Origin of the sequence: Shewanella hanedai (genome assembly GCF_007197645.1) — a bacterium.
Classification (GTDB): domain Bacteria; phylum Pseudomonadota; class Gammaproteobacteria; order Enterobacterales; family Shewanellaceae; genus Shewanella; species Shewanella hanedai.
The window spans coordinates 130,177-152,309 of record NZ_VKGK01000010.1 but is presented as its reverse complement, the minus strand read 5'-3'; the positions used below and the strand labels follow the sequence as shown (position 1 = coordinate 152,309).

Here is a 22,133-nt window from a genome sequence, read left to right as displayed (position 1 = left end):
CTGTTTAATCGTGCAGGTGATTCGTGCGGTTAAACAGCCTGAATAGATAGAACACACTTACCTTATTCACACTCGACACAAAATAAAAAACGGGCATCAATCTCAACAAGATGACCAATATCGTGTCAAAGGAGATCTCAGATGGATTTTAATCTGAATGAAGACCAGCGTCAGTTTGCCGATTTAGCTCAGCAGTTTTGCCGCGAAGAGTTAGCCCCGTTTGCCGCTAAATGGGATGAAGAGCATTATTTTCCCAAAGAGGTGATTCAACGAGCAGGAGAGTTAGGTTTCTGTTCTCTCTATTCGCCAGAAAGTGAAGGTGGCATGGGGCTGAGTCGTCTCGATTCATCGATTATTTTTGAGCAGCTTTCCATGGGCTGTACCGCCACCACTGCGATGTTGACGATCCATAACATGGCCACCTGGATGGTCACCAGTTTTGGTTCGGAATCGCTGAGAAGTGAATGGTCAGAGCCCCTAACAACAGGGCAGATGCTAGCGTCTTACTGCTTAACGGAAGCGGGCGCGGGCAGTGATGCGGCCTCGCTTAAAACCAAAGCAGTAAGGGAGGGCGATGAGTATGTTATCTCTGGTGCCAAGATGTTTATCTCTGGTGCTGGTGCCACTGAGTTGTTGGTGGTGATGTGTCGCACGGGCGAAGAGGGGCCTAAGGGGATCTCTGCCATTGCGGTTCCCGCTGATGCAAAAGGTGTCACCTACGGTAAGGCGGAAGATAAGATGGGGTGGAATGCCCAGCCAACACGTGAAATCACCTTTACAGAGGTGCGTGTGCCCGTTGCTAACTTGCTCGGTGAAGAGGGGCAAGGTTTTACTTTTGCCATGAAGGGGCTCGATGGTGGCCGCATTAACATTGCAACTTGCTCTATCGGAACCGCTCAAGCCGCCCTTGAACGTGCCACACAATATATGACAGAGCGTAAGCAGTTTGGTAAGCCAATTGCGGCGTTTCAAGCACTGCAGTTTAAGTTAGCCGATATGGCGACCGAGTTAGTGGCTGCAAGGCAGTTGGTTCGCCTAGCGGCATTTAAACTTGATGAGCAAGATCCTGAGGCGACAGCCTATTGTGCTATGGCAAAACGTTTTGCGACCGATGTCGGGTTTCAGGTATGTGATGCGGCGCTGCAGCTTCATGGCGGTTATGGTTATATTCGTGAGTACCCGTTAGAGCGCCACGTACGTGATGTGCGAGTGCACCAGATTTTAGAGGGCACCAATGAGATCATGCGCTTGATCATCGCCCGCCGCTTATTGAATGAAGACGTGGGAGCGATTCTCTAATAATAGATCTGCTGCGCATCTCTATTTACACCACTTCGTGGATTTTTCAAGATTCTGATTGTTAAAAGATAACCTTGAATAAATAGATAAGTGAGTATTCTAGACAATATTAAGTTTACAAGGAACGAATTGATGACTGGAATAATTGAACGTATTGAAGGCCACACCGCAATACTGACTATGAGTAATCCGCCTGCGAATACGTGGACAGATGAAAGCTTGCAAGCACTGAAAACTAAGGTACTTGAGCTTAATGATAATAAAGATATTTATGCCTTAGTGATCACCGGAGAAGGAGACAAGTTTTTCTCTGCGGGTGCAGACCTTAAGCTTTTTGCCGACGGTGATAAAGCCGTTGCGGCTTCAATGGCTAAATGCTTCGGTGAAGCATTTGAGGCACTGAGTGAATTTCGCGGTGTTTCGATAGCAGCAATTAATGGTTATGCCATGGGAGGTGGTTTAGAGGTTGCCTTAGCGTGTGACATTCGCATTGCAGAAGCGCAAGCTGTGATGGCACTGCCTGAAGCTTCAGTTGGCCTGCTACCTTGCGCTGGAGGAACACAAAACCTGACAGCGTTGGTGGGAGAAGGTTGGGCAAAACGGATGATCTTATGTGGGGAGCGACTCAAAGCTGAAAAGGCTGAAACCTTAGGATTAGTTGAAGAGGTCGTTGAGACGGGTCAGTCACTTGACGCTGCGATTGCGTTGGCAGAAAAAGTGGCTAAGCAAAGCCCGAGCAGTGTTGCTGTGTGTAAGCAACTTATCCAGGCCGGGCGAATCATGCCAAGATCGAAAGCTTTACCTCTAGAGCGTGAGATGTTTGTGGATCTATTTGATACCGAAGATCAAACCGAAGGAGTGAACGCTTTTCTGGATAAACGCAGTGCTAAGTGGAAAAACGCGTAAATAGCTGATTGTTAACAGGATGGATGTTCAATGACGATTCAAACAGATAAGCCCGTTACGAGCAATAACAGTGTTGTATTTCAGACCTTAGGTACGGTATCCGGTAAACAGATAGGTGTGGTGACACTCAATGTTGAGAAGGCGCTTAATTCGCTTAATCTTGAGATGGTGCACGCGATGACGGCGCAGCTAACAGCATGGAAGAGTGACAATGACATCGCACTGATTATGCTTGATGGTGCTGGTGAAAAAGCCTTCTGCGCTGGCGGTGATGTTCGCGCCATCTATCATGCTTCGGTCAAGACACCTGGCGAGCTAACCTCGGATGCCGTTGAGTTTTTTGAAAACGAGTATCGTCTCGATTACCTGCTGCACAGTTTTGGTAAACCCGTGATGGTATGGGGTGATGGCATTGTAATGGGGGGCGGTCTTGGCTTGATGGCAGGCGCGAGCCATAGGATCTTAACAGAGTATTCTCGTATCGCGATGCCTGAGGTCACCATTGGACTTTATCCTGATGTTGGCGGCAGCTATTTTTTAAATCGTATGCCTGGCGATACTGGCTTGTTCCTTGGCTTAACGGCCTACAACATGAACGCCGGTGATGCGAGATTTGTTGGGATTGGTAACCATTATCTTAATAGTGATGATAAGGAGCCGATGTTAGATCATTTGGCGACACTATCATGGAGTGATGATGCTAATGCTAATCATGGACTGCTCTCACATGAACTTGATCAGTTAGAGTTAAAAGTGATGATTGATATGCCAGACTCTCACTTAGCATCACAGCAAGAGGAGATCTCAGAGCTGATGACAGGCTCGTTAAATGAGATTGTTAGACGCGTGCAAATAAGTGATTTTAGTGAGAGCTGGTTAGCTCGTCCGATGAAGACTTTTCTATCTGGTAGTCCTATTAGTTGGCACCTTATTTATCGACAAGCCAAATTAGGCACAGAGTTAAGTTTGGTTGATGTGTTTAAGTTTGAGCTTGGTCTGAGCGTGAATTGCTGCGCCGTTGGTGATTTTTCTGAAGGCGTTAGGGCGTTACTGATTGATAAAGACAGAACGCCACATTGGCGCTATGCAAGCGTTGAAGAAGTGCCTGAAAACTTGATTGAGAAGATGCTCACATCACCTTGGAAAGAGCAACATCACCCTCTAGAAACTATGTAAATAACCGCATTCAGAATGAAGGAGCATGAGATGACAAGTGTTGCATTTATCGGCTTAGGGCATATGGGCGCCCCAATGGCTGCCAATTTGGTTAACGCTGGATTAACGGTACGGGTGTTTGATCTTGTACCACAAGCGATGAAGTCTCTGACAGACTTAGGCGCGCTTTCATCAAGCAGTGCTTGTGGCGCAGCAGCTGGGGCAGATGTGGTGATCACTATGCTGCCGGCTGGTAAGCATGTGCGTTCGCTTTACCTTGGTGATGATAACAACAAAGGGCTGATTGATGTCGTTGCTGACGGCACTTTATTGATAGATTGCTCAACCATCGATGCCCAAAGTGCGCAGCAAGTGGCTAAATCAGCAGCCGAAAAGGGGTTGAGTTTTGTTGATGCACCCGTTTCTGGCGGAACTGCGGGGGCTGCGGCGGGGACCTTGACCTTCATTTGTGGCGGCGAAAACGGGGCTTTTGAGCTGGCAAAACCGATTTTAGGTCATATGGGGGCGAATATTTTACATGCAGGCGCAGCCGGTGCAGGTCAGGTGGCTAAAATATGCAATAATATGCTGCTGTCAGTCTTGATGGTTGCAACCAGCGAGTCGTTGCAGATGGGGATCGACCATGGGCTAGATCCTAAGGTGTTATCTGAAATCATGAAGGTGAGCAGTGGCGGCAACTGGACATTAGACAAGTACAATCCCTGTCCGGATGTGATGCCAAATGTACCCTCGTCTAATGACTATCAAGGCGGATTTATGGTGGATTTGATGGTCAAAGATCTCGGCCTTTCTCAAGAGGCCGCACTCGTGTCAAATTCAAGCACCCCAATGGGGGCGTTAGCACGCAGTTTATACGTGAACCATGCTAGACAGGGTAATGGGACACGAGATTTTTCAAGTATTTTTGAACAGTTTACTAATTCTCAACAGATTAAAAATAAAGGGTAACTCGATGGATTTAAAAGATAAGGTTGTTGTCATCACTGGTGGTGCTGGCGGGCTGGGTTTGGCTATGGCGATGGACTTGGCTGACTCGGGCGCTAAATTGGCGCTTATCGATGTGGATCAAGAGAAGCTTGAGCGTGCTTGTGCCGATATCGGTGATAGAACTGAAGTCCAAGGTTACGCTTTCGATATTACCGATGAAGAAGATGTGATGGCAGGTTTTGGCTTCATCATGGAAGACTTTGGTAAGGTCAATGTCTTGATTAACAACGCAGGGATCTTATTCGATGGCATGTTAGTGAAAGCCAAAGAGGGTAAAGTCACTGGACGTATGTCATATGAGCAGTTTCAAGCGGTGATTAATGTCAACCTAACGGGTTCTTTCTTGTGTGGTCGTGAAGCAGCGGCAGCCATGATTGAATCAGGTCAGGAAGGGGTGATAATTAACATTTCCAGTTTAGCCAAAGCAGGTAATGTTGGTCAAACTAACTATTCAGCGTCAAAAGCCGGCGTAGCGGCGATGTCTGTCGGTTGGGCAAAAGAGTTAGCTCGTTACAATATTCGCAGTGCAGCAGTAGCACCCGGTGTGATTGAAACTGAGATGACTGCAGCCATGAAGCCTGAAGCGCTTGAGCGTATGGAGAAGATGGTACCGGTTGGCAGACTGGGTCAGCCGAGTGAGATCTCATCAACAGTTAAATTTATTATCGAAAACGACTATGTTAACGGTCGTGTGTTTGAAATTGATGGTGGTATCCGCATTTAAAGGTGCGCAAAGCTTTTGACTGTAAAGTATAAAACGAGCCAAGGCTCGTTTTTTGTTATCCGCCCAATATCTTTATACTGATTGGTATTACTCTCAATTTAGGTGATAATGATCACATATTCATATAGGTATAAGGATCCAAGAATTCGATGCTGTGGTTAGAAAAAATAACGAAGTACATGCTGTTATCTGTTGGAGTGTCAGGTGTTGTCGTTATCTATGGTGGCTTTTTTTACCTTATGCTGAGTGGCCGTGGTACATCTGCTATCCCATGGTATGGTCTATTGTCTCCTTGGGTATGTATTTATTTTGGTTTACCTACCCATAAACAGATGTCCGTCATTGATTGGTTTAAAGGTCGGTTTTATCGGAATAAATGATGATTTCTTATCGTGCCATGACGTTTGAGTTCACAGAGTGAGGAGTGTGATGAAAATTCCTTTGTTTATGAATTCCCTCATTTGTGGGGTCATATCATTGCTTTTGACTGGGTGCGGACAGCCTTCACCTGAAAAGGAAGTCGACAAGAAAAGCGGTCGCCAGATCGCCGTTTATGGTAGCTGGGCATCGCCTATCGCTGCCAATGATGTGTCGGCCCTCGCTAACGACTTTGGTGAATTACAAAGTGTAAATGGCGGGATTTATTTCATTCAATCTGAAGCAGATCTTGGTGGCAAGGTAGGGATAAAGCGCATTGATGGTGATCGTAAGGTTACTGATATGATTAAGGCCGAGTTTGATGTGCGATCTAAAGTTAATGAATACGGCGGCTCTCCTTTCCTTGGCATAGGCCAAAGCTTGTTTGTGTCTAAAGAGGATGATCAACTACTCTATCGAATTGCCCCAAATCAAGCACCTGTTCCACTTACCGCTCCCAATACCCGTCATGCAGATTGTGCTGCTTATCCCAAAGGTTCTCGGATCATCTGTATCAGAGAAGACCATCGTGGTGAGGGAGAAGCGATTTCCAGTTTAGTCGCATTGAATTTGAATTTTGCCGGCGAAGGTGAGGTATTAATTTCCGGTGATGATTTCTATTCTTCTCCTCAAGTATCTCCCGATCATTCACAATTAGCCTGGATTGCTTGGCAGCATCCCAATATGCCTTGGGATAATACAGAGCTTTGGCTGGGTACGTTGGATCCTAAAGGCGGCCTCCATAATCCCAAACGTATTGTTACTGAGCTTGAAGGTTCCATCACTCAGCCACAGTTCAGTCCTAGTGGACACCTCTACTTTGTGGCGGATTTTAATAATTGGTGGAATCTTTATCGAGTTGGTAAGGATGGAAAGATTGAGCACGTCTTAGATATCGATGCAGAGTTTGCGGTGCCTGATTGGACGCTCGGTAGCCATAATTACGCCTTTGAGTCCGACAATACCATTATCGCCAGTTATCAGCGTAACGGTGAAGTGTCTTTGATCCGTATTTATCTCGATACTGGCACGACTGAGCCCATTGCCGTTGATTTTGGTGAAATATCTCAGTTAATTGCAGGTGAAGATGGGATCTATTTTGTGGGGGATAAGATAACCCCTGAAAAGGGGATATATTGTGTTAAAGGTCGCGGTACTGAGCTTATCTATTCACCTGAGTTATCGACATTTAATCCCAACTTTATCTCTAGAGCTGAGAGCATTAGTTTAGGTTCAAGTAATGGTGAACTGGTTTATGGGTATTTTTATGGGCCAAAAAATCCAGATTTTATTGCACCTAGAGATACTCGTCCTCCCTTATTGGTCATGTTACATAGTGGGCCGACATCAAAGGCCAGTTTAGCTTTTAGACGGGATATACAGTATTGGACCAGTCGGGGTTTTGCGGTGTTTGATCTCAATTATCGTGGTAGTTCAGGTTTTGGTCGTGAATATCGCCGCAGTATTTATGGACACTGGGGTCAATCTGATGTTGAAGATGCGGTAAGATCGGCAGGTTATCTGGCCAACAGAGGTTGGGTGGATGGCACTCAATTAGCGATAAGAGGTTACAGTGCTGGTGGGTTAACGGTATTGTCAGCCTTAGCTTTTTACAACACCTTTAAAGCGGGGGTGAGCTATTCTGGCATCAGTGATATTGAGATGCTAAATAAAAAACTTCATAAATTTGAATCCCATTATGTTGAGCAACTTATTGGTGAAAATGATGAAGATGAACTAAGAGAGCGTTCCCCCATTCATCATTTATCAGGACTGACAGAGCCGCTATTATTGATTAGGGGCAGCGATGATCCTGTGGTATCAGATGAGCAATCTAAGCGTATCTTTACTGCGCTTAAAAATAATGGGGTACCCACCGCTTATCTCTCTTTCGATGGTGAGGATTATAAACTCAGGAACCCAAAAAATTTGGCCAAGGCACTGGAAGCTGAACTGTCATTTTATGGTTCTGTTTTTGGCTTCACTCCCGCAGGAGATATTCCTAAGCTTAAGTTGGAGAATGCTAAGCACTTAAAAAAGGCTGCCCAAGAATACTAATTCGTCGTGGTGCTACAACTCAAGCCGGTTAAAATCGCGCAGTCGGGTTGAGCACCTCCACGACAATCTTTAACGAGTTGTGACAGTTGAGTCTCTAAGGTCTGCAGTTTAATTATTCTTTGACTGATTTCTTGTAGATGCTCCCTTGCTAGGGCTTTAACCTCTTCAGCATCTCTTAAGTTATCTAGCTTTAAATCTAATAGAGAGCGGCAGTCATCCAGTGAGAATCCCAGTTCTCGACAGTGGTGAATAAATTTAAGCGAGTTGACCTGAGGTGTATCGTACTCACGGTAACCATTTTCTCCTTTCACTCCATGGACAAGATTGATGTCATGGTAGTAACGAATACTTTTGACCGATAAGCCCGTTAGTTTTGCAACTTCACCTATTTTCATGATGTATTATCCACTTTCTGTTTATCGCCAAACAATACCATTGACTCTCCCATAAGGGGAGGCTTTATGCTGGTTGAACAGTGTATACCAACGCAAGAATTTGTGAAGATTTGGAGTCAACCTTATGAACAGCATCACTTTATATGTTCCCAAGATGAATTGTGCGAGTTGTGTCGCAAAAATAGAAGGCGCATTTACGGCATTAAATCAGGGAAAGAGTGCTATCTCGGCAAGAGTGAATTTGGCCGATAAACAGGTGTTAGTGCAGGGAGATATATCAGCCGAGATCGCGATAAAAACCGTTGCGAGTGTTGGTTACGAGAGTTCGCAAATTCATGATGCTAAGCGCGCAGCGCAAACAAAAGCTGAAGAAGAAGCAAAAGAGTATCGTACTCGAATCATCCAATCGCTGTTTGGTCTAGGTCTAGGTATTCCTATGATGATCTGGGGATTGTTAGGCGGTGAGATGATGGTGAATAGTCCCGCACAGCAGTTGGCTTGGGGGGGAATGGGCGCGATCACTCTGTTATTGCTTGTGACGACTGGCGGACATTTTTATAAAGGAATGTGGCGTGCACTTAAAGTTGGTGGCGCCAATATGGATACCTTGATCGTACTAGGTACGACCTCTGCTTGGTTATATTCTATGCTGGTGGTCTTGATGCCCGAGGCTTTTCCGCCAGAGGCGCGTCATGTCTATTTTGAAGCTAGTGTGATGATTCTAGGGTTAATCAACTTGGGCCATGCGTTAGAGCTGAGAGCAAAAGGAAAAACCAGTGAGGCAGTACAACGCTTGGTTGGGTTACAGTCAACCACTGCCACTAAAATCACAGACACGGGCGATCAAGAGGTTGAGATAGCAGAGATTAAACTAGGTGACAGATTACGCTTAAAGCCAGGAGGACGAGTAGCCCTTGATGGTGAGGTAGTAGAGGGAAGTTCTAATATCAATGAGTCTATGTTGACCGGTGAACCTTTGCCAGTGATAAAAGTCGCGGGGGACCGACTCAGCGCCGGAACTGTGAACGGTAATGGCAGTATCATTTATAAAGTGACGGCAGGATTAAGTGATACTCGACTCGCTAAAATCATTGATTTAGTGCAACAGGCACAGACGTCTAAACTGCCTATTGGACGTTTGACCGATAAAATATCGGCGTATTTTGTGCCGGTAGTGGTGCTTATTGCTATTACGGCAGCGGTTATTTGGTACTTGTTAGGCCCTGCGCCGCAACTGTCACACGCGTTAATCGTGTTAACCAGTGTGCTCATTATTGCTTGCCCTTGTGCGTTAGGATTAGCCACGCCCATGTCTATCATGGTGTCCGTGGGACGAGCTGCACAGATGGGCGTGTTGATTAAAAACGGTGAAGCGCTGCAAATGGCCAGCAAGGTCACTTGTGTCGTGCTTGATAAAACAGGGACTATCACCTTAGGTCGACCCTCAGTGACCGATATATTACTGACTGCGCCTAGTGATGTCGAAGGAGCTAAAGCTGATCAAACGCTTGAGCAACTGCTTACTCGAGTGGCGAGCTTGGAGCTTCATTCAGAACATCCATTGGCAAGTGCCGTATTGGAAGAAGCCAAGATCAGAAAGCTGACTCTCGTTGAACCTGAATCTTTCAGCAATGTTCAAGGAAGAGGGATCGTTGGCATCGTTGATGGTGCTACGTTGGCGGTGGGAAACCGTGAATTGATGAAAAGTCAGGGCGTAACTGGTTTAGCGATGCGTGAAGTCGAAGTGGGTGAACTCGCTGAGCAAGGAAAAACGCCTGTTTATGTGGCTCAAAATGGTGAGTTAAGCATGATTATGGCTATAACGGATCCGATTAAAGCTGATGCAAAGGTGGCTATGTCAGCCTTGATTAAGTCGGGTAAACGCGTGGTGTTGCTCAGTGGCGATAATCTTCATACAGCCAGAGCGGTTGCTGATCAGGTTGGGATTAAAGAGGTGATAGCAGAGGTGTTACCTGAGCAAAAGCAGCAGCACATCATTGCGCTGCAAGCTGAAGGTGAAGTCGTGGCCATGGTTGGGGACGGCATCAATGATGCCCCTGCCTTAGTGAGTGCCGATGTCGGCATCGCCATGGGCGATGGCACTGAAGTGGCGATAGAGAGTGCCGATCTTACTTTTCTCTCAGGACGATTGTCCGTATTAGTCGATACGTTTACTCTGGCTAGTGCCAGTATGCGCAATATTAAACAGAATCTTTTCGGTGCTTTTATTTATAACACCTTAGGTATTCCGATTGCGGCTGGCGTGCTGTTCCCATTTACTGGTTTGTTATTAAGTCCAGTGATTGCAGGTGCTGCAATGGCGTTGTCTTCACTTACCGTGGTAAGCAATGCCAACCGATTAAGGTATGTGAAATTGAGTTCTGAACAGCTTTAGAACAACGCATTTGGCTAATGAACGATAGGCTTTGTAAAACATTCGCTGAAAATAAACCTTGCAGGATAAGAGGGCTAGATTAGTTGATAATTTAGTCCTCTTCCTCTATAATTTCGCGCTTGATTTTGCCTAATCTAACGTGGGCTATTCATACTTGTATCGTGAGCTTGTTTTTACGCAAGCTTTACCCAGGTTCGGCCTTTGAAATAGCCGCGTATCGCATAACTAAATTCGGAATTTTATACTTGATTACTACAGCTAACATCACCATGCAGTTCGGCGCTAAGCCACTGTTTGAAAATATCTCAGTCAAATTTGGCGGCGGTAACCGTTACGGTCTTATCGGCGCAAACGGCTGTGGTAAGTCAACCTTTATGAAGATACTTGCCGGCGATCTTGAACCTAGTGGTGGTAATGTTTCTTTAGACGTCAATGAGCGTCTAGGTAAACTGAGTCAGAACCAGTTTGGTTACGAAGAGTTCAACGTTGTTGATACTGTTATCATGGGCCACGCTGAGCTTTGGAAAGTGAAGCAGGAACGTGACCGTATCTACTCTCTGCCTGAAATGACAGAAGAAGACGGAATTAAAGTTGCCGATCTTGAGATGGAATTTGCTGAGATGGACGGATATACCGCCGAATCTCGTGCTGGTGAATTACTCATGGGTGTTGGTATCGGTGTTGAACAGCATTTTGGCTTAATGGGTGAAATTGCACCGGGCTTTAAGCTACGTGTTCTTTTGGCACAGGCACTATTTTCTGATCCAGATGTGCTGCTTCTCGATGAGCCTACCAACAACTTGGACATCGATACGATTCGTTGGTTACAAGAGATGTTGAACCAGCGTAACAGCACCATGATCATTATCTCTCACGATAGATATTTCTTAAACTCAGTATGTACTCACATGGCTGACTTGGATTACGGTGAGTTACGTGTATTCCCTGGTAACTATGACGAATACATGATGGCTGCTCAGCAATCTCGTGAGCGCTTGATGTCAGATAACGTGAAGAAGAAGGCGCAAATCGCTGAACTTCAGGGCTTCGTTGCACGTTTTTCTGCTAACGCATCTAAAGCTAAGCAAGCGACTTCACGTGCTAAGCTTATCGACAAGATTAAGCTTGATGATATCAAAGCCTCTAGCCGTGTGAATCCGTTCATTCGATTCGAACAAGAGAAGAAACTGTTCCGTAATGCCTTAGTGGTTGAAAACTTGACTAAAGGTTTCGATGCCACTCCGTTATTCAAAGACATCAACCTGATGGCTGAAGTCGGTGAGCGTATTGCGATACTGGGTCAAAACGGTGTGGGTAAAACAACCTTACTGCGTACTTTAGTGCATGACATTCCACAAGACAGCGGCACGATTCAATGGTCTGAAAATTCTTCGATCGGTTATTATGCACAGGATCATGAGTCAGATTTCGAAAACGACATGACCTTGTTCGAGTGGATGAGCCAATGGCGTAAGCCTGAAGATGATGACCAGTCAGTTCGTGGTTATTTAGGTCGTATGCTGTTTGGTTCTGATGACATCAAGAAGTCGGTTAAAGTGCTTTCTGGTGGTGAGAAGGGTCGTATGCTTTTCGGTAAGCTTATCATGCAAAAGCCGAACATCTTGCTACTCGATGAGCCAACCAACCATATGGACATGGAATCAATCGAGTCATTGAACAACGCGCTTGAGAAGTACGAAGGTACCTTGATGTTTGTCAGTCATGACCGTGCATTCGTATCGTCTATCGCGACTCGCATCTTAGAGATCACTGCTGATGGGATCAACGATTTCAAAGGTACTTATGATGAGTTCCTAAGAAGCAAAGGCGTTGATGCTTAAGCGGTTCTAAATTGGAGTTAGCGCTCCAGTTAGATAATAAAAAAGCGAGCTGTTTAGCTCGCTTTTTTGTATCTGGCTTTTGAGGTTACTTTTCGAAACGCGTCTGTAAGTAGTCAAATACCGCGCGAATACCAAATGCTTCCCCACCCACAGGACGACCTGGCAGTTTACGATTATTCCAAGCCATGACGTCGAAATGACTCCAGCTGATATCTTTATCGACAAAGGCTTCAAGGTAAAGCGCTGCTGTAATGGCGCCGCCAAAAGGGGTTTTGCCACAGTTTGCTAAATCAGCAATATCACTGCCTGTTAGTTCCATGTAAGGTTTATGCAGTGGCATGCGCCAGATAGGATCTTGAACATTAAGACCCGATTGAGTCATGTCTATCGCAACTTGATCATCATTACTGAAAAACCCTGGTAGCTCTGTACCTAACGCTATGCGCATCGCACCTGTTAGCGTGGCAAAGTCAATGACCAGTTCTGGTTTGTCATTGTTAGCTTCAGCCAGCGCATCACAAAGCACGAGTCGACCTTCTGCATCGGTATTGTCTATTTCAACGGTGATCCCTTTACGGGTTTTAATCACATCACCTGGACGGAATGCATTGGCAGAAACCGCATTTTCAACTGCAGGTACGAGCACACGTAAGCGGATAGGTAGATTACTTGCCATTATCTGATGAGCAAGACCGATAACGTGAGCTGCGCCGCCCATGTCTTTTTTCATGAAACGCATGCCAGCGCCAGGTTTTAGATCGAGCCCGCCTGAGTCGAAACAAACACCTTTACCAACCAAGGTCACTTTTGGTGCTGATTCATCGCCCCAAGTCAGGTCGATAAGACGGGGTAGGTTTTCACTCGCCCGCCCGACCATATGGATCGTGGGGTAGTTTTGCTCAAGTAGCTCATCACCCACAATTTGAGTGACCTTGGCCCCAAACTCATCAGCCAGTGCTTCCATGGTGTCACCTAAATGCTGTGGCATCATGTCAGCTGCGGGTGTATTCACTAAGTCACGCACCATAGAGACGGAGCGAACGAGTTTTTTAGCTTGTTCAACAATCTCTTGGTTATCGATGACAAGAGTCGGGTATTGCTTGTCACTTTTCTTATAGCGGTCAAATTTGTAAGCACCAAGTCCCCAACTGAACGCGGCGACCTTGATCTGTTCCTCTGTCGCTTTTATGTGATATTGGCCTGCTGGAAGTTGGTTGACGAGATCGCCACAAACCCAATATGAATCAGGCTCATTTGTTACAAAAATCGCTTGAGACAGCTCACCATTAGCGTCGGGGATCAGACTCATCCCTTTCCCATTGAATTGTGTCGTTGCTAGCCAGTTTTTGGTTTGTGGGGCTTGGTTGGTTAACCAGGCATCGAAAGAGTCAGTGTGGAGAATAGAAAGTGGGGTGCCTGAAACACCTGAAATCAATAAGTCAGTCATGTGGGGCTAGTTCTCGCTGCTAGTTATCATTATTTGAGAAAGAAAACACTAGGGTAACAAGGTTTTAATGCAGGTGAAAGTGGTTATCCCCTTTGCTTGAGAAGAGTGGCAGTTAAGCAACTTTGGGAAACACTATTTCTCGTCATCGGGATAGCGCGCAGTTTTACGTTGTCGCTTTTCACCCATGTTATTAAACGAGCTGGGGAGCACATCAACACCGACAATTTTGCCGAGTTTTACAATCAGTGGAATCGTCAAAGGGGCAAAAGGCAGTATGGCAAACATCCCTAGTCCTAACCCTTTTAGCAGATCACCAAATTGTTTATTCGCTTCCTTTAGTTCTTCCCGGTTAGCCTGTTTTTTAGTGTAACGCTTATAGGTGACCAACATCTCTTTGGTCTCCAATTTCTCCTGTGCTAACGCCTCTTTCAAAAGTAGAAGATCACGTTTTAAACGTAACCAAAAACGTCGCTTGCTGATGCGGAAAACACGGATAGGGGCTTTATGGACATGGGCGTATACTTTCATGGCGCGGATTGTCTCATAGAGAGTGGGTTTGGCATAGTTATGCTTTAGCACTTTAAATTTAGTTGATAAAGGGGGAGGAAGAGCAAATAAAAATGACATAAGACACTAAACCATTTATTAGTGCCTTACATTAGAAAATACCTAACCTGTTCTTAGGCTTAATATTGACGCTAAGTCGATAGGATCTGGGTAACGGCAAAATGCCGTGTCTTTCTTATCGATAGCATAGATAGACATTCTGTCAGCAAGCTCATTTCCCTCGATGCCAATATGGGCGGCAACATGGGATATTTTGAGTTCATCTTTTAGCTCTTCATACAGGGCATGTGAGGCTTGAATGACCTCCAGATTCTTAATATCACCGGCAACTTTACGCTTCCAGCCTTTTTGCTTCCAGCTATAAGCCCAGTTAGTGATGCAGTTTATGGAGTATTGAGAATCACTGCGAATATGGACAGTTTGTTTATTGGCTAAAGCTTGCTTCGCAATTAACAGGGCTTGATGCAGTGCATTCAATTCTGCCGAGTTATTGGTACCAAAGCTGTTGTAAAGGCCATACCAAAGCTCTGTTAGAACCCCATTTTTATACATGGCGACACCAGAGCCTGCTTTACCTGGGTTTGGTTCGCAGCCACCGTCAGTGTATATTTCGACGTCATACTGACTGTCTGAAACCGTTTCTGCATGAGTTTTAGCGGATTGAGAGGCTGGTTTCTTGCTATATGTGGATGCAGGTTTCTTGCTGTTTGGGGCTGCACTGGTCCCTTTGGAGAATGCGGCTTGTGCTTCAGCTTTCGTCTTGAATGATTTGTACTGCGCCTTAGGGTATTTATCGACCTGTTGTTTCGCTTCATCCCAAGAGGTGTAGATACCGGGTTTACGTCCCACCCAAATCACATAATATTTACTCGCCATCTTTGTCTTTTACCTGCTCATTCTTGCACTAATAATTCATCATTACTTAATGCTCTGCATTACACAAATGGTTTGTTGTCAGTCCGGTTTAAATGACGATTCTGTGAGCTTGTTTGGTCTTGGATTTTCGAGGAATGGCTTAGTTTTGTGAGAGGTAGGTTTGTTCATCGACAACCTGATTACGGCCATTATCTTTTGCAAAATAAAGGTAACAGTCGGCTTGGTTGATTAGTTTCTCAAAATCGCAGCTTTCTGTTTTAGTAACCAAACCGATACTTGCGGTGAGGGCTATGATGTTGCCTTCTGCATGGACTCGCATCTCTTCAATGCACTGGCGGATCCTGTTGGCAATTTCTTTTGCTCTCTTGCTATCAGTATTTGGCAGTGCGATGACAAACTCTTCTCCACCATGACGGCCCAAAATATCCGCTTCTCGGATGCAATCGTTAATGGTTTTGACTGTGGTGATTAAGACCTCGTCTCCTGCGCTATGGCCATAGTTATCATTGACGCGTTTAAAAAAATCTAAATCGAGCAGTAATATGGAGAAAGCTTGTTGCTCACGAGAGCAGGTCGACATTGCTTTATGGCTAAGCTCATGAAAGCTACGTCTGTTGTAAGCACCAGTTAAAGGATCTGTAGAGGCCAATACTCTTAATTGATCTTCCAATCGCTTCCGCTCACTGATGTCGGTGATAGCTGTGATCACTAATTTTTTGTCTTCAAACAGTAACGTACTAAAAGCCATCTCCACTTGCATGGTCTCATTACTGGGTAAGCTCATGGTCAGATCCAGCCGAGAGTCTAAAACTGTATCGTCATAACTAATGTGTTTTTGTATCTCAGATAGATATTCTAGTCGGTATTTCTTTGCGATAAAGCTTAATGGATTTCGGCCTAACAACTCATCGGAGGATAGGGACAGTTTCTGGCAGATATAATTATTGACCATGACCAACTTTGTGCTTTCATCCGTGATTAAAATGCCCGTCGGTGCCGCATTGATCAAACCTTGGAGCTGCTTTTGAGTTCGCTTTATCTGATCGAGCCTTTGGGTCTGCATCTCAATCAATTTACGTCTTAGTGAGATATCCCTAATGACCAGTAACCAACGATGTTTACTGACTGAAGTCAATCTTGCTTCTACATAATAGGTGAAAGTCTCACAACTCAATTCGAGCTCACCACGCTTGCTACCTACCTTTTCGTGGCCGGTTAAAAAGTGTTGTAAAGGCACTGAATTTTTATAAAATTCTAATGAGGTAATAGAGGCATGTTCATCTTCTTTAGAAACGAGAGGTGGATTAAAGCAGCCAACCCGAATGTCACGGATCATACCATCTTGGTCTATCCACATACTCATATCGGGAAGGGCATCGAGGATCTTACTTAGGGTATCATGGCGCTGTTGTAACTCTTCACAACTTAAATCCAGTGAGCGTTCCGTGATACTCAGTTCTTCACTCATTGAGGTATAAGCTTGCTCTATGAGCTCGATAAAATGACTAAACTCAACGTTGTCAGGTAATCCATTCGGATAAGCCTTTTTCAGTTGCCGCTTTAGCATTCTATGCATAGATTAAATTTCCGCAAAGGCTGTGATGGTCATGGTCTGATTATGCAGTTCTGCGAGGCAGTGTCTGTCATAGGGGGCTATTTCACCATAGGAGTAAAACCCACAGAGTAAGGTTTGTTCACCGAACTCTTCACTAAGTACCTCAATTTCATCTTCAACAAGTTGTTTTAGCACTAGCTTTCTTCCTACACAGCTAACTAATATTGCGACTTGAGGATTGTGGGAGATATTATGGCGGCAGATTTTACCTGCTTCTAAGGAGCCGTCGATAAGTGATTCCACATTTGATCGCATCAGTTGGGCTGTGGCGCCATTTGGGATATTCCCAGCAAATGTAATAGCACCTGTATCTTCATCCACGGCGAGCAAAGTGCGAACCACTTTGGTGATTTTATTGGGCTCACTGATCTCTAGCGGAAATCTAAGCCCGCTGGCAGGAAGCTGTTCCGCAAGTTCTCCTAGATAGCTTTTGTAGACCGCTAATGCATTTTCATTGTCGAGTTCAAGTAAGGTGTTATTGTCTGCTTTGGTGATTCTTCTCTCGATGCCAAATGAACACCACCCGCCTCGCGTTCCACAGCTGACCTCAAGTTGATTACCATAGAAACCGATGGCGACGACTGCAGATGAACAGACTTCATTTTCGAACAACAGATGAGTCTTAATGAAATTCTGGCTATCGCCTGCCAGCCCACCGGTGACTTGAATGTCTAGTCCAAGTTCTTGGGTCATTCCCTCTACTAGGTGGCTAGCATTAAACTCTAATCCGTCACTGAGAATGAAAACATGGCAGAGTTCAGCTGTTTCATTCAGCTGTTTAGCTAAGGATAGCCCTAACTCACGCGAATCTGTATCAGCTTCCTCCACTGCGCGTATTAGCTTAATTTGTGTCTTTTCAAACGCGATAATAGTGGCGATTAAGCCATTTTCATGTACTTGCTGACCTTGGATTTCTCCTGCAGTAGAGCAACCAGTGATATTGGCATGAGGAGCTAAATGACGCATTTTTTCAATGGCTTCAGGGAGTTTATCGATTTCACCAAACAGTAAGATAAGCGTTTGCTCACCGTCTAGCTCAGGAATGTTCTCACTTTGAGTCCAATCATCATTATGCCATTGAGTTTGAAAAGTTTTCATGGGGAACCTATAAATAAATACTCTCCATTAAAATTAGTGTCTAAGTTGCTTTTATTCAAGCCAACTTGAATAAAAGAATATTGTGGTAGGAAGTATTATTTAATATGTACTAAATTGAATTTACAGTTAAAAACTAAGTGGCTAGTAAGCTTACTTTGCTGTGTACATTGCAGTTATTTGAATGCTAACTTAGTTAATTTCACCCTTTATTTAGATATTTGTGAATGTAAATTGCCACTAATGAGGTCTATTGAGCTAATAACGCTTAAATTTTGGCTTTAATTGAGAGGAAGTAACTTGTTGGTTTCAATGTTGGTTACGCGAAAAATTGAAGTGATAAGCGTGATATTGTGGCTTTCCTTGTCTCTAATCGCCTCCTTGGGATTCAGCAAGTTAGCTTTAGATGCCGATTACAGTGCATATTTTGCAAAAGATGATCCTCTCTATAACGCGTTTAAACATTTTCAGAGAGAGTTCTTTAGGCAAGATGAACTTGTATTTTTGTTGGAGGCCAAGAATGGGGAAACGTTTCCTCAAGAAGATGTCCAACTCTCTCGATTTAAGTCGGGATTACTGGCGTTACCGACAGTAGAAAAGGTACATGGATATGGTCAGCGTGAGCTTGCGTCTGCTTCAACACTTTCCTATAAGAGTAAACCTAAACAGATGGAGTTTATCTCATCTGACTCCCGAGCTGTTCTGCTGTCGTTGACCTTTAAACCTGAAGCCATTCATGGAGCTAAAGCGCTGCTAAGCACGCTTTCGGATCTTAAAAGCTATGTCGATGAATTTGAAATGGATTCGAACAATGAATTTCATACTTACTATTCAGGATCGTTAACGCTTAATTGGCAATACGCGACGGTGTTAAAACATGATCTGTTATGGTTTATACCGGGGTTAGCGCTTATCTTTAGTTTGATGCTTTTGCTCGTGATTAGAGAGCGTATGTGGTTATTCGGGATTGGCGCATCATCACTCATCACGTTAACGCTCACGCTTGGTTTGGCAGGGTGGGGAAGTTTCACTTTAGCTGCTGTCAGCGGATTTATCCCTGTCGTGGTGGTCAGTTTATGTGTTGCCTATGCCGTGCATCTTTATTTTGGTTGGCGCAATGCCATTAATGAGGGGCTGTGTGAGTCTGAGGCGTTAGTTCACTCTTTAAGCACTAATATTAAACCCCTTTTTTGGGGAACTGTGACCACCGCAATGGGGTTCGCTCTGTTGGCATTGAGCCCTTCTCCCCCGATTCAAGATTTCGGTAAGTTGGTGGCCTTTGCCGTTATTGTGAATTTTCTGGTCAATTTGACGGTATTAGTCTCTTTTGCGAAACGCGCGCACATAGTCGCACTGTCGCTAAAAGTGAATACAAGATTACTCTCTCGTGTTCAACAGTTGAGTTGGCGTTACAAGAGCAGCATTTTAGGCTTGGGAACAGTGATCTCCTTGTGGGCAATTTTCAGTGTCTCAGGGCTTAAGTTTGACGATGATGCAATGAACTACTTTCCTGAATCTAATCTCTTTAGCCAGTCAAAGTCGAAGATGGAGCAACATTTTAGCGGCATCAATCAGCTCTATTATGTTATTGACACTGGTACTGAGGCTGGTATTGCTCAGCAAGAGTATGTGAGTAAGGTTAATCAATTTAGTCGTTTTTTAAGGGCGCAGAAGGAAGTATTACAAGTAAGTTCTATTGTCGACTGGATTCGACTTTATGGAGTTGGAGTGAGTCGCTTAACGCTGTTAATTCATGATCCTGAAGTGATGGACTCACCGGTAAAGCATTTGATAAATCAAGAGGGAAATGCTTCTGTCGTGACAGTGGACCTCATCCCCATGACGGCAGCTGAGTTGATCACATTTGAGACAAAAGTGGCCGAATGGAACAGTCAGAATGTCAGCGAGATATCAATAGGGCAAGGGATGAGCCAAAGCCTTATTTTTGCCCATTTAAGCCTGTCTAATGCTCGCACTATGCTGTACTCATTCGGCGGGGCTTTGTTGTTTTTATTGCTAATAGTAAGCCTGCTTAAAAGTTCATTTAAGTTGGGGTTATTAGCGCTCTCTATGAACCTATTACCGCTTATTTGGGTTTTTGGTTTATGGCAGTGGTTAGGAGGAGGTCTGAGTTTAGGCAGCACGATTGTGATGGGGATGATGTTGGGTATTATTATTGATGATTCGCTTCATCTTTTATTAAAAGTGAATGAAAATGGACCTAACCGTTTAGATGAGCTTCCTCGAACGTTACTGAGCGTAATGCCGGCGGTTACTTTTACCAGCTTACTGCTTTTTATTGGTTTTTCATTGGGATTAGCTTCGGATTTTTTGCCTATCATTGAACTTAGCTTTCTCTCTATGCTGATTGTCGCTTTCGCATTTATTTTTGATCTCCTGCTACTGCCAATTCTGTTTAAAGTAATTATCGGAGGATGGCATGAATGATATTTCGTTAAACCGTTGTTTTGCCAGTCCTCTTGAGCCAAGTGTGAGTAGCATCCTTGATTGTTCTGGGGCTAATAGTCAAAGGATAAGAAACTGGATGGCGAACAGGTATAACAGTGCTATTTACTACAGTGAAGAGGAGAGGGAGAGCCTGGCACATCTGATCCCACTGCTTCTTTGTGGCGAGCAGTCGGCACAATTGGTGTTTAACAATGAAATCCAGCGTCTTTGTGCATCCGATGAAGAGGCTTCTTCGGCAATACTCAGTTTAAAAGAGGTGGAAGCTGAAGAGTTGGTACATGATCTTGCCCTGCAGCAGGTGCAGTCTGAACTGCCTATTGTGGAACAAACGATTAACATACAGCGGCAAGCCAAGCGTTTTTATCTTCAGCTTGGAAGAGTTAACTCTTACTGTGAGCACTTTGTTCGAATCGCTATTCTCGATACTTGTGTCACTCAGATCATGCATGAGTTTGAACATTCAAAACTTGGAAAAGGTCATCCTTTTGCATTCTTATGTGGACTGATTAAAAAAGATGAAGCCAAGCATGTATATGTGGCTAAGCACCACGCTCAATATTTAGGTGCAGATAGGACGATGTTTATTGCCGAACATGAGATGGTCCTTCCAAAGCTTTATACATTACTCTCCTCCCAGTCAGCGCATTTTGAAGCTTTAGGGATTGAGTTAACACAACTCTTTAATAAACTGGAGGATAAATGGGCGTAAAATTTGCCAAAAATGAGCTCTCACTGTTGTCATCAGCTTTTGTATTGCCTAATGAACGGGTTTCAAATGAGATTTTATTAACCGCGCTGGGTGAACATTGTGGCGCATTGGCTAAACGTAAGGCCAGAGCGATTGCAAAGCGTTTAGGTGTTGAAAGTCGTCATCTCGTTCGGGACCTGTCACAGGCAAGGAGTCAGCCTTCTCCTACGAGTATCGATTTGGGCGTTGAAGTGCTTAATCAGGTGTTAACTCAGGCAAAGCTTGATATCAATGAATTAGAGTATCTGATTAGTCACACGTGTACTCCCCACACTCAAGTGCCTCCCAATGCGGCTTGGTTAGCCGACAGGCTCAGTTTTCAAGGGCCTTACCTAGAGCTCAGACAAGCCTGTACGGGTTTTGCTAATGCACTGCAGATAGCATCGGCATTTTGTGCCACCGACGATGCGCCAGTTGCCATAGTGGGCACAGAAACTGGCTCGGTCTATTTTGAGATTGCTAAGTCATTTTTAACCACTGAGCAGTTAGTGAATTATGTGCAGATGGGCGATGGTGCTGGTGCGGTGATATTAGGCCCAGCTCAAGGCGAAGAGGGACGATTAACCGATATTTATTTGGGACAAATCGGTGAGGGAAAAGAGCCGGGGTTTTATCTTGATTCTGGTTCAATGGATGTCGGTAAGGGAGAGATGACTCGCTTTCATCATAATACAGAAGCGGTGCGTGCCAATGGCAGTCAGTTATTTGAATTGGGTCTGCAAGCAGTATTATCCAGAGGTTATCAATTAGATGACTTTGCCTATATTTTACCTCATCAGGCAAACGGTCATATCGATATTATGCTTGCTGAGGCTCTCGGCGTTGAGCCTGAACGTATTATTAATGACGCCAAATATTTTGGTAATCAGGGGTCAGCTGCAATATGGGTAAGCTTTGCCAAACTGGTCAACAATGGCCGACTCTCAAAAGGAGATAAGGTGTTGGTGTTGGGGGCGGAGGCTACAAAATATCTTTATGGTGGTTTTGTCTACAGTCATTAAATGTCCTGCAGTTTATATACACGTAGCCTATACCCAAGCTACTTGGAAATGCAGAATTCAGGTAGTTTGGGTATATATAAAGATAGGCTACGGGTTTTCAATGGTGTTTGAATTAGT

The 22,133-nt window shown here is 44.6% G+C and carries 18 protein-coding genes; 12 read left to right on the top strand and 6 right to left on the bottom strand.

What is annotated here, in order from left to right; genetic code table 11:
* Positions 1-141 precede the first annotated feature (141 nt).
* From FN961_RS10410 to FN961_RS10380, 7 genes are all read left to right on the top strand, one after another.
* Complete coding sequence (locus tag FN961_RS10410; protein ID WP_144040117.1) at positions 142-1,299, top strand: acyl-CoA dehydrogenase family protein; 1,158 nt, start codon at positions 142-144, stop codon at positions 1,297-1,299.
* A 132-nt stretch (positions 1,300-1,431) separates the two neighbouring features.
* Entirely contained in the window at positions 1,432-2,205 is a 774-nt protein-coding gene (locus FN961_RS10405; RefSeq protein ID WP_144040116.1) for an enoyl-CoA hydratase, read from the top strand.
* Between the two features lie 30 nt (positions 2,206-2,235).
* Positions 2,236-3,381, top strand: coding sequence for an enoyl-CoA hydratase/isomerase family protein (locus tag FN961_RS10400; RefSeq protein ID WP_144040115.1), 1,146 nt, complete (start codon positions 2,236-2,238; stop codon positions 3,379-3,381).
* Positions 3,382-3,411: 30 nt separating this feature from the next.
* On the top strand, positions 3,412-4,329 hold the full coding sequence (gene mmsB, locus FN961_RS10395; protein ID WP_144040114.1) for a 3-hydroxyisobutyrate dehydrogenase: 918 nt from the start codon (positions 3,412-3,414) through the stop codon (positions 4,327-4,329).
* 4 nt (positions 4,330-4,333) lie between these two features.
* Entirely contained in the window at positions 4,334-5,092 is a 759-nt protein-coding gene (locus tag FN961_RS10390; protein WP_144040113.1) for an SDR family oxidoreductase, read from the top strand.
* Between the two features lie 149 nt (positions 5,093-5,241).
* The gene (locus FN961_RS10385) at positions 5,242-5,472 is read left to right on the top strand and encodes a hypothetical protein (RefSeq protein ID WP_144040112.1); all 231 of its coding nucleotides are present in this window, start codon (positions 5,242-5,244) and stop codon (positions 5,470-5,472) included.
* Between the two features lie 49 nt (positions 5,473-5,521).
* Positions 5,522-7,567, top strand: coding sequence for a S9 family peptidase (locus FN961_RS10380; protein WP_144040111.1), 2,046 nt, complete (start codon positions 5,522-5,524; stop codon positions 7,565-7,567).
* On the opposite strand, the gene FN961_RS10375 is transcribed toward FN961_RS10380, so the two are convergent.
* Positions 7,564-7,962 (bottom strand): MerR family DNA-binding protein, encoded by a 399-nt coding sequence (locus FN961_RS10375; RefSeq protein WP_144040110.1) that lies wholly within the window; start codon positions 7,960-7,962, stop codon positions 7,564-7,566. The two genes, FN961_RS10380 and FN961_RS10375, sit on opposite strands and share 4 nt — an antisense overlap.
* 124 nt (positions 7,963-8,086) lie before the next feature.
* Here FN961_RS10375 and FN961_RS10370 point away from each other — a divergent pair, with 124 nt between their 5' ends.
* On the top strand, positions 8,087-10,357 hold the full coding sequence (locus FN961_RS10370; protein ID WP_144040109.1) for a heavy metal translocating P-type ATPase: 2,271 nt from the start codon (positions 8,087-8,089) through the stop codon (positions 10,355-10,357).
* Between the two features lie 245 nt (positions 10,358-10,602).
* On the top strand, positions 10,603-12,198 hold the full coding sequence (locus FN961_RS10365; RefSeq protein ID WP_144040108.1) for an ABC-F family ATPase: 1,596 nt from the start codon (positions 10,603-10,605) through the stop codon (positions 12,196-12,198).
* Positions 12,199-12,283: 85 nt separating this feature from the next.
* Here FN961_RS10365 and FN961_RS10360 read toward each other — a convergent pair whose 3' ends face one another.
* From FN961_RS10360 to FN961_RS10340, 5 genes are all read right to left on the bottom strand, one after another.
* Entirely contained in the window at positions 12,284-13,645 is a 1,362-nt protein-coding gene (locus FN961_RS10360) for a leucyl aminopeptidase family protein (protein WP_144040107.1), read from the bottom strand.
* Positions 13,646-13,777: 132 nt separating this feature from the next.
* The gene (locus FN961_RS10355; RefSeq protein ID WP_144040141.1) at positions 13,778-14,173 is read right to left on the bottom strand and encodes a hypothetical protein; all 396 of its coding nucleotides are present in this window, start codon (positions 14,171-14,173) and stop codon (positions 13,778-13,780) included.
* A 141-nt stretch (positions 14,174-14,314) separates the two neighbouring features.
* Positions 14,315-15,088 carry a ribonuclease H family protein gene (locus FN961_RS10350; protein WP_144040106.1) on the bottom strand — a complete coding sequence of 258 codons (774 nt, stop codon included), beginning with the start codon at positions 15,086-15,088 and terminating at the stop codon, positions 14,315-14,317.
* Positions 15,089-15,227: 139 nt separating this feature from the next.
* Entirely contained in the window at positions 15,228-16,664 is a 1,437-nt protein-coding gene (locus tag FN961_RS10345) for a sensor domain-containing diguanylate cyclase (protein WP_144040105.1), read from the bottom strand.
* Between the two features lie 3 nt (positions 16,665-16,667).
* Positions 16,668-17,801: an FIST signal transduction protein gene (locus FN961_RS10340; RefSeq protein ID WP_144040104.1), complete on the bottom strand. Its 1,134-nt coding sequence runs from the start codon at positions 17,799-17,801 to the stop codon at positions 16,668-16,670.
* Between the two features lie 297 nt (positions 17,802-18,098).
* On the opposite strand from FN961_RS10340, the gene FN961_RS10335 reads away from it, so the two are divergent.
* The 3 genes from FN961_RS10335 to FN961_RS10325 are packed head-to-tail and all read left to right on the top strand — an operon-like array spanning position 18,099 to position 22,016.
* A complete protein-coding gene (locus tag FN961_RS10335) occupies positions 18,099-20,246 on the top strand; it encodes an efflux RND transporter permease subunit (RefSeq protein WP_144040103.1) in 2,148 nt (715 codons plus the stop codon).
* Positions 20,239-20,976 (top strand): hypothetical protein, encoded by a 738-nt coding sequence (locus FN961_RS10330; protein ID WP_144040102.1) that lies wholly within the window; start codon positions 20,239-20,241, stop codon positions 20,974-20,976. The genes FN961_RS10335 and FN961_RS10330 overlap by 8 nt, the downstream gene beginning before the upstream one ends.
* The gene (locus FN961_RS10325) at positions 20,967-22,016 is read left to right on the top strand and encodes a 3-oxoacyl-ACP synthase III family protein (RefSeq protein WP_144040101.1); all 1,050 of its coding nucleotides are present in this window, start codon (positions 20,967-20,969) and stop codon (positions 22,014-22,016) included. The genes FN961_RS10330 and FN961_RS10325 overlap by 10 nt, the downstream gene beginning before the upstream one ends.
* The last annotated feature ends 117 nt before the right edge of the window (positions 22,017-22,133 follow it).

Excerpts from the sequence above, each read along its gene's own strand:
- FN961_RS10410 (WP_144040117.1), top strand. The coding sequence starts at position 142 with ATGGATTTTAATCTGAATGAAGACCAGCGTCAGTTTGCCGATTTAGCT.
- FN961_RS10405 (WP_144040116.1), top strand. The coding sequence starts at position 1,432 with ATGACTGGAATAATTGAACGTATTGAAGGCCACACCGCAATACTGACT.
- FN961_RS10400 (WP_144040115.1), top strand. The coding sequence starts at position 2,236 with ATGACGATTCAAACAGATAAGCCCGTTACGAGCAATAACAGTGTTGTA.
- mmsB (WP_144040114.1), top strand. The coding sequence starts at position 3,412 with ATGACAAGTGTTGCATTTATCGGCTTAGGGCATATGGGCGCCCCAATG.
- FN961_RS10390 (WP_144040113.1), top strand. The coding sequence starts at position 4,334 with ATGGATTTAAAAGATAAGGTTGTTGTCATCACTGGTGGTGCTGGCGGG.
- FN961_RS10385 (WP_144040112.1), top strand. The coding sequence starts at position 5,242 with ATGCTGTGGTTAGAAAAAATAACGAAGTACATGCTGTTATCTGTTGGA.
- FN961_RS10380 (WP_144040111.1), top strand. The coding sequence starts at position 5,522 with ATGAAAATTCCTTTGTTTATGAATTCCCTCATTTGTGGGGTCATATCA.
- FN961_RS10375 (WP_144040110.1), bottom strand. The coding sequence starts at position 7,962 with ATGAAAATAGGTGAAGTTGCAAAACTAACGGGCTTATCGGTCAAAAGT.
- FN961_RS10370 (WP_144040109.1), top strand. The coding sequence starts at position 8,087 with ATGAACAGCATCACTTTATATGTTCCCAAGATGAATTGTGCGAGTTGT.
- FN961_RS10360 (WP_144040107.1), bottom strand. The coding sequence starts at position 13,645 with ATGACTGACTTATTGATTTCAGGTGTTTCAGGCACCCCACTTTCTATT.
- FN961_RS10355 (WP_144040141.1), bottom strand. The coding sequence starts at position 14,173 with ATGAAAGTATACGCCCATGTCCATAAAGCCCCTATCCGTGTTTTCCGC.
- FN961_RS10350 (WP_144040106.1), bottom strand. The coding sequence starts at position 15,088 with ATGGCGAGTAAATATTATGTGATTTGGGTGGGACGTAAACCCGGTATC.
- FN961_RS10345 (WP_144040105.1), bottom strand. The coding sequence starts at position 16,664 with ATGCATAGAATGCTAAAGCGGCAACTGAAAAAGGCTTATCCGAATGGA.
- FN961_RS10340 (WP_144040104.1), bottom strand. The coding sequence starts at position 17,801 with ATGAAAACTTTTCAAACTCAATGGCATAATGATGATTGGACTCAAAGT.
- FN961_RS10330 (WP_144040102.1), top strand. The coding sequence starts at position 20,239 with ATGAATGATATTTCGTTAAACCGTTGTTTTGCCAGTCCTCTTGAGCCA.
- FN961_RS10325 (WP_144040101.1), top strand. The coding sequence starts at position 20,967 with ATGGGCGTAAAATTTGCCAAAAATGAGCTCTCACTGTTGTCATCAGCT.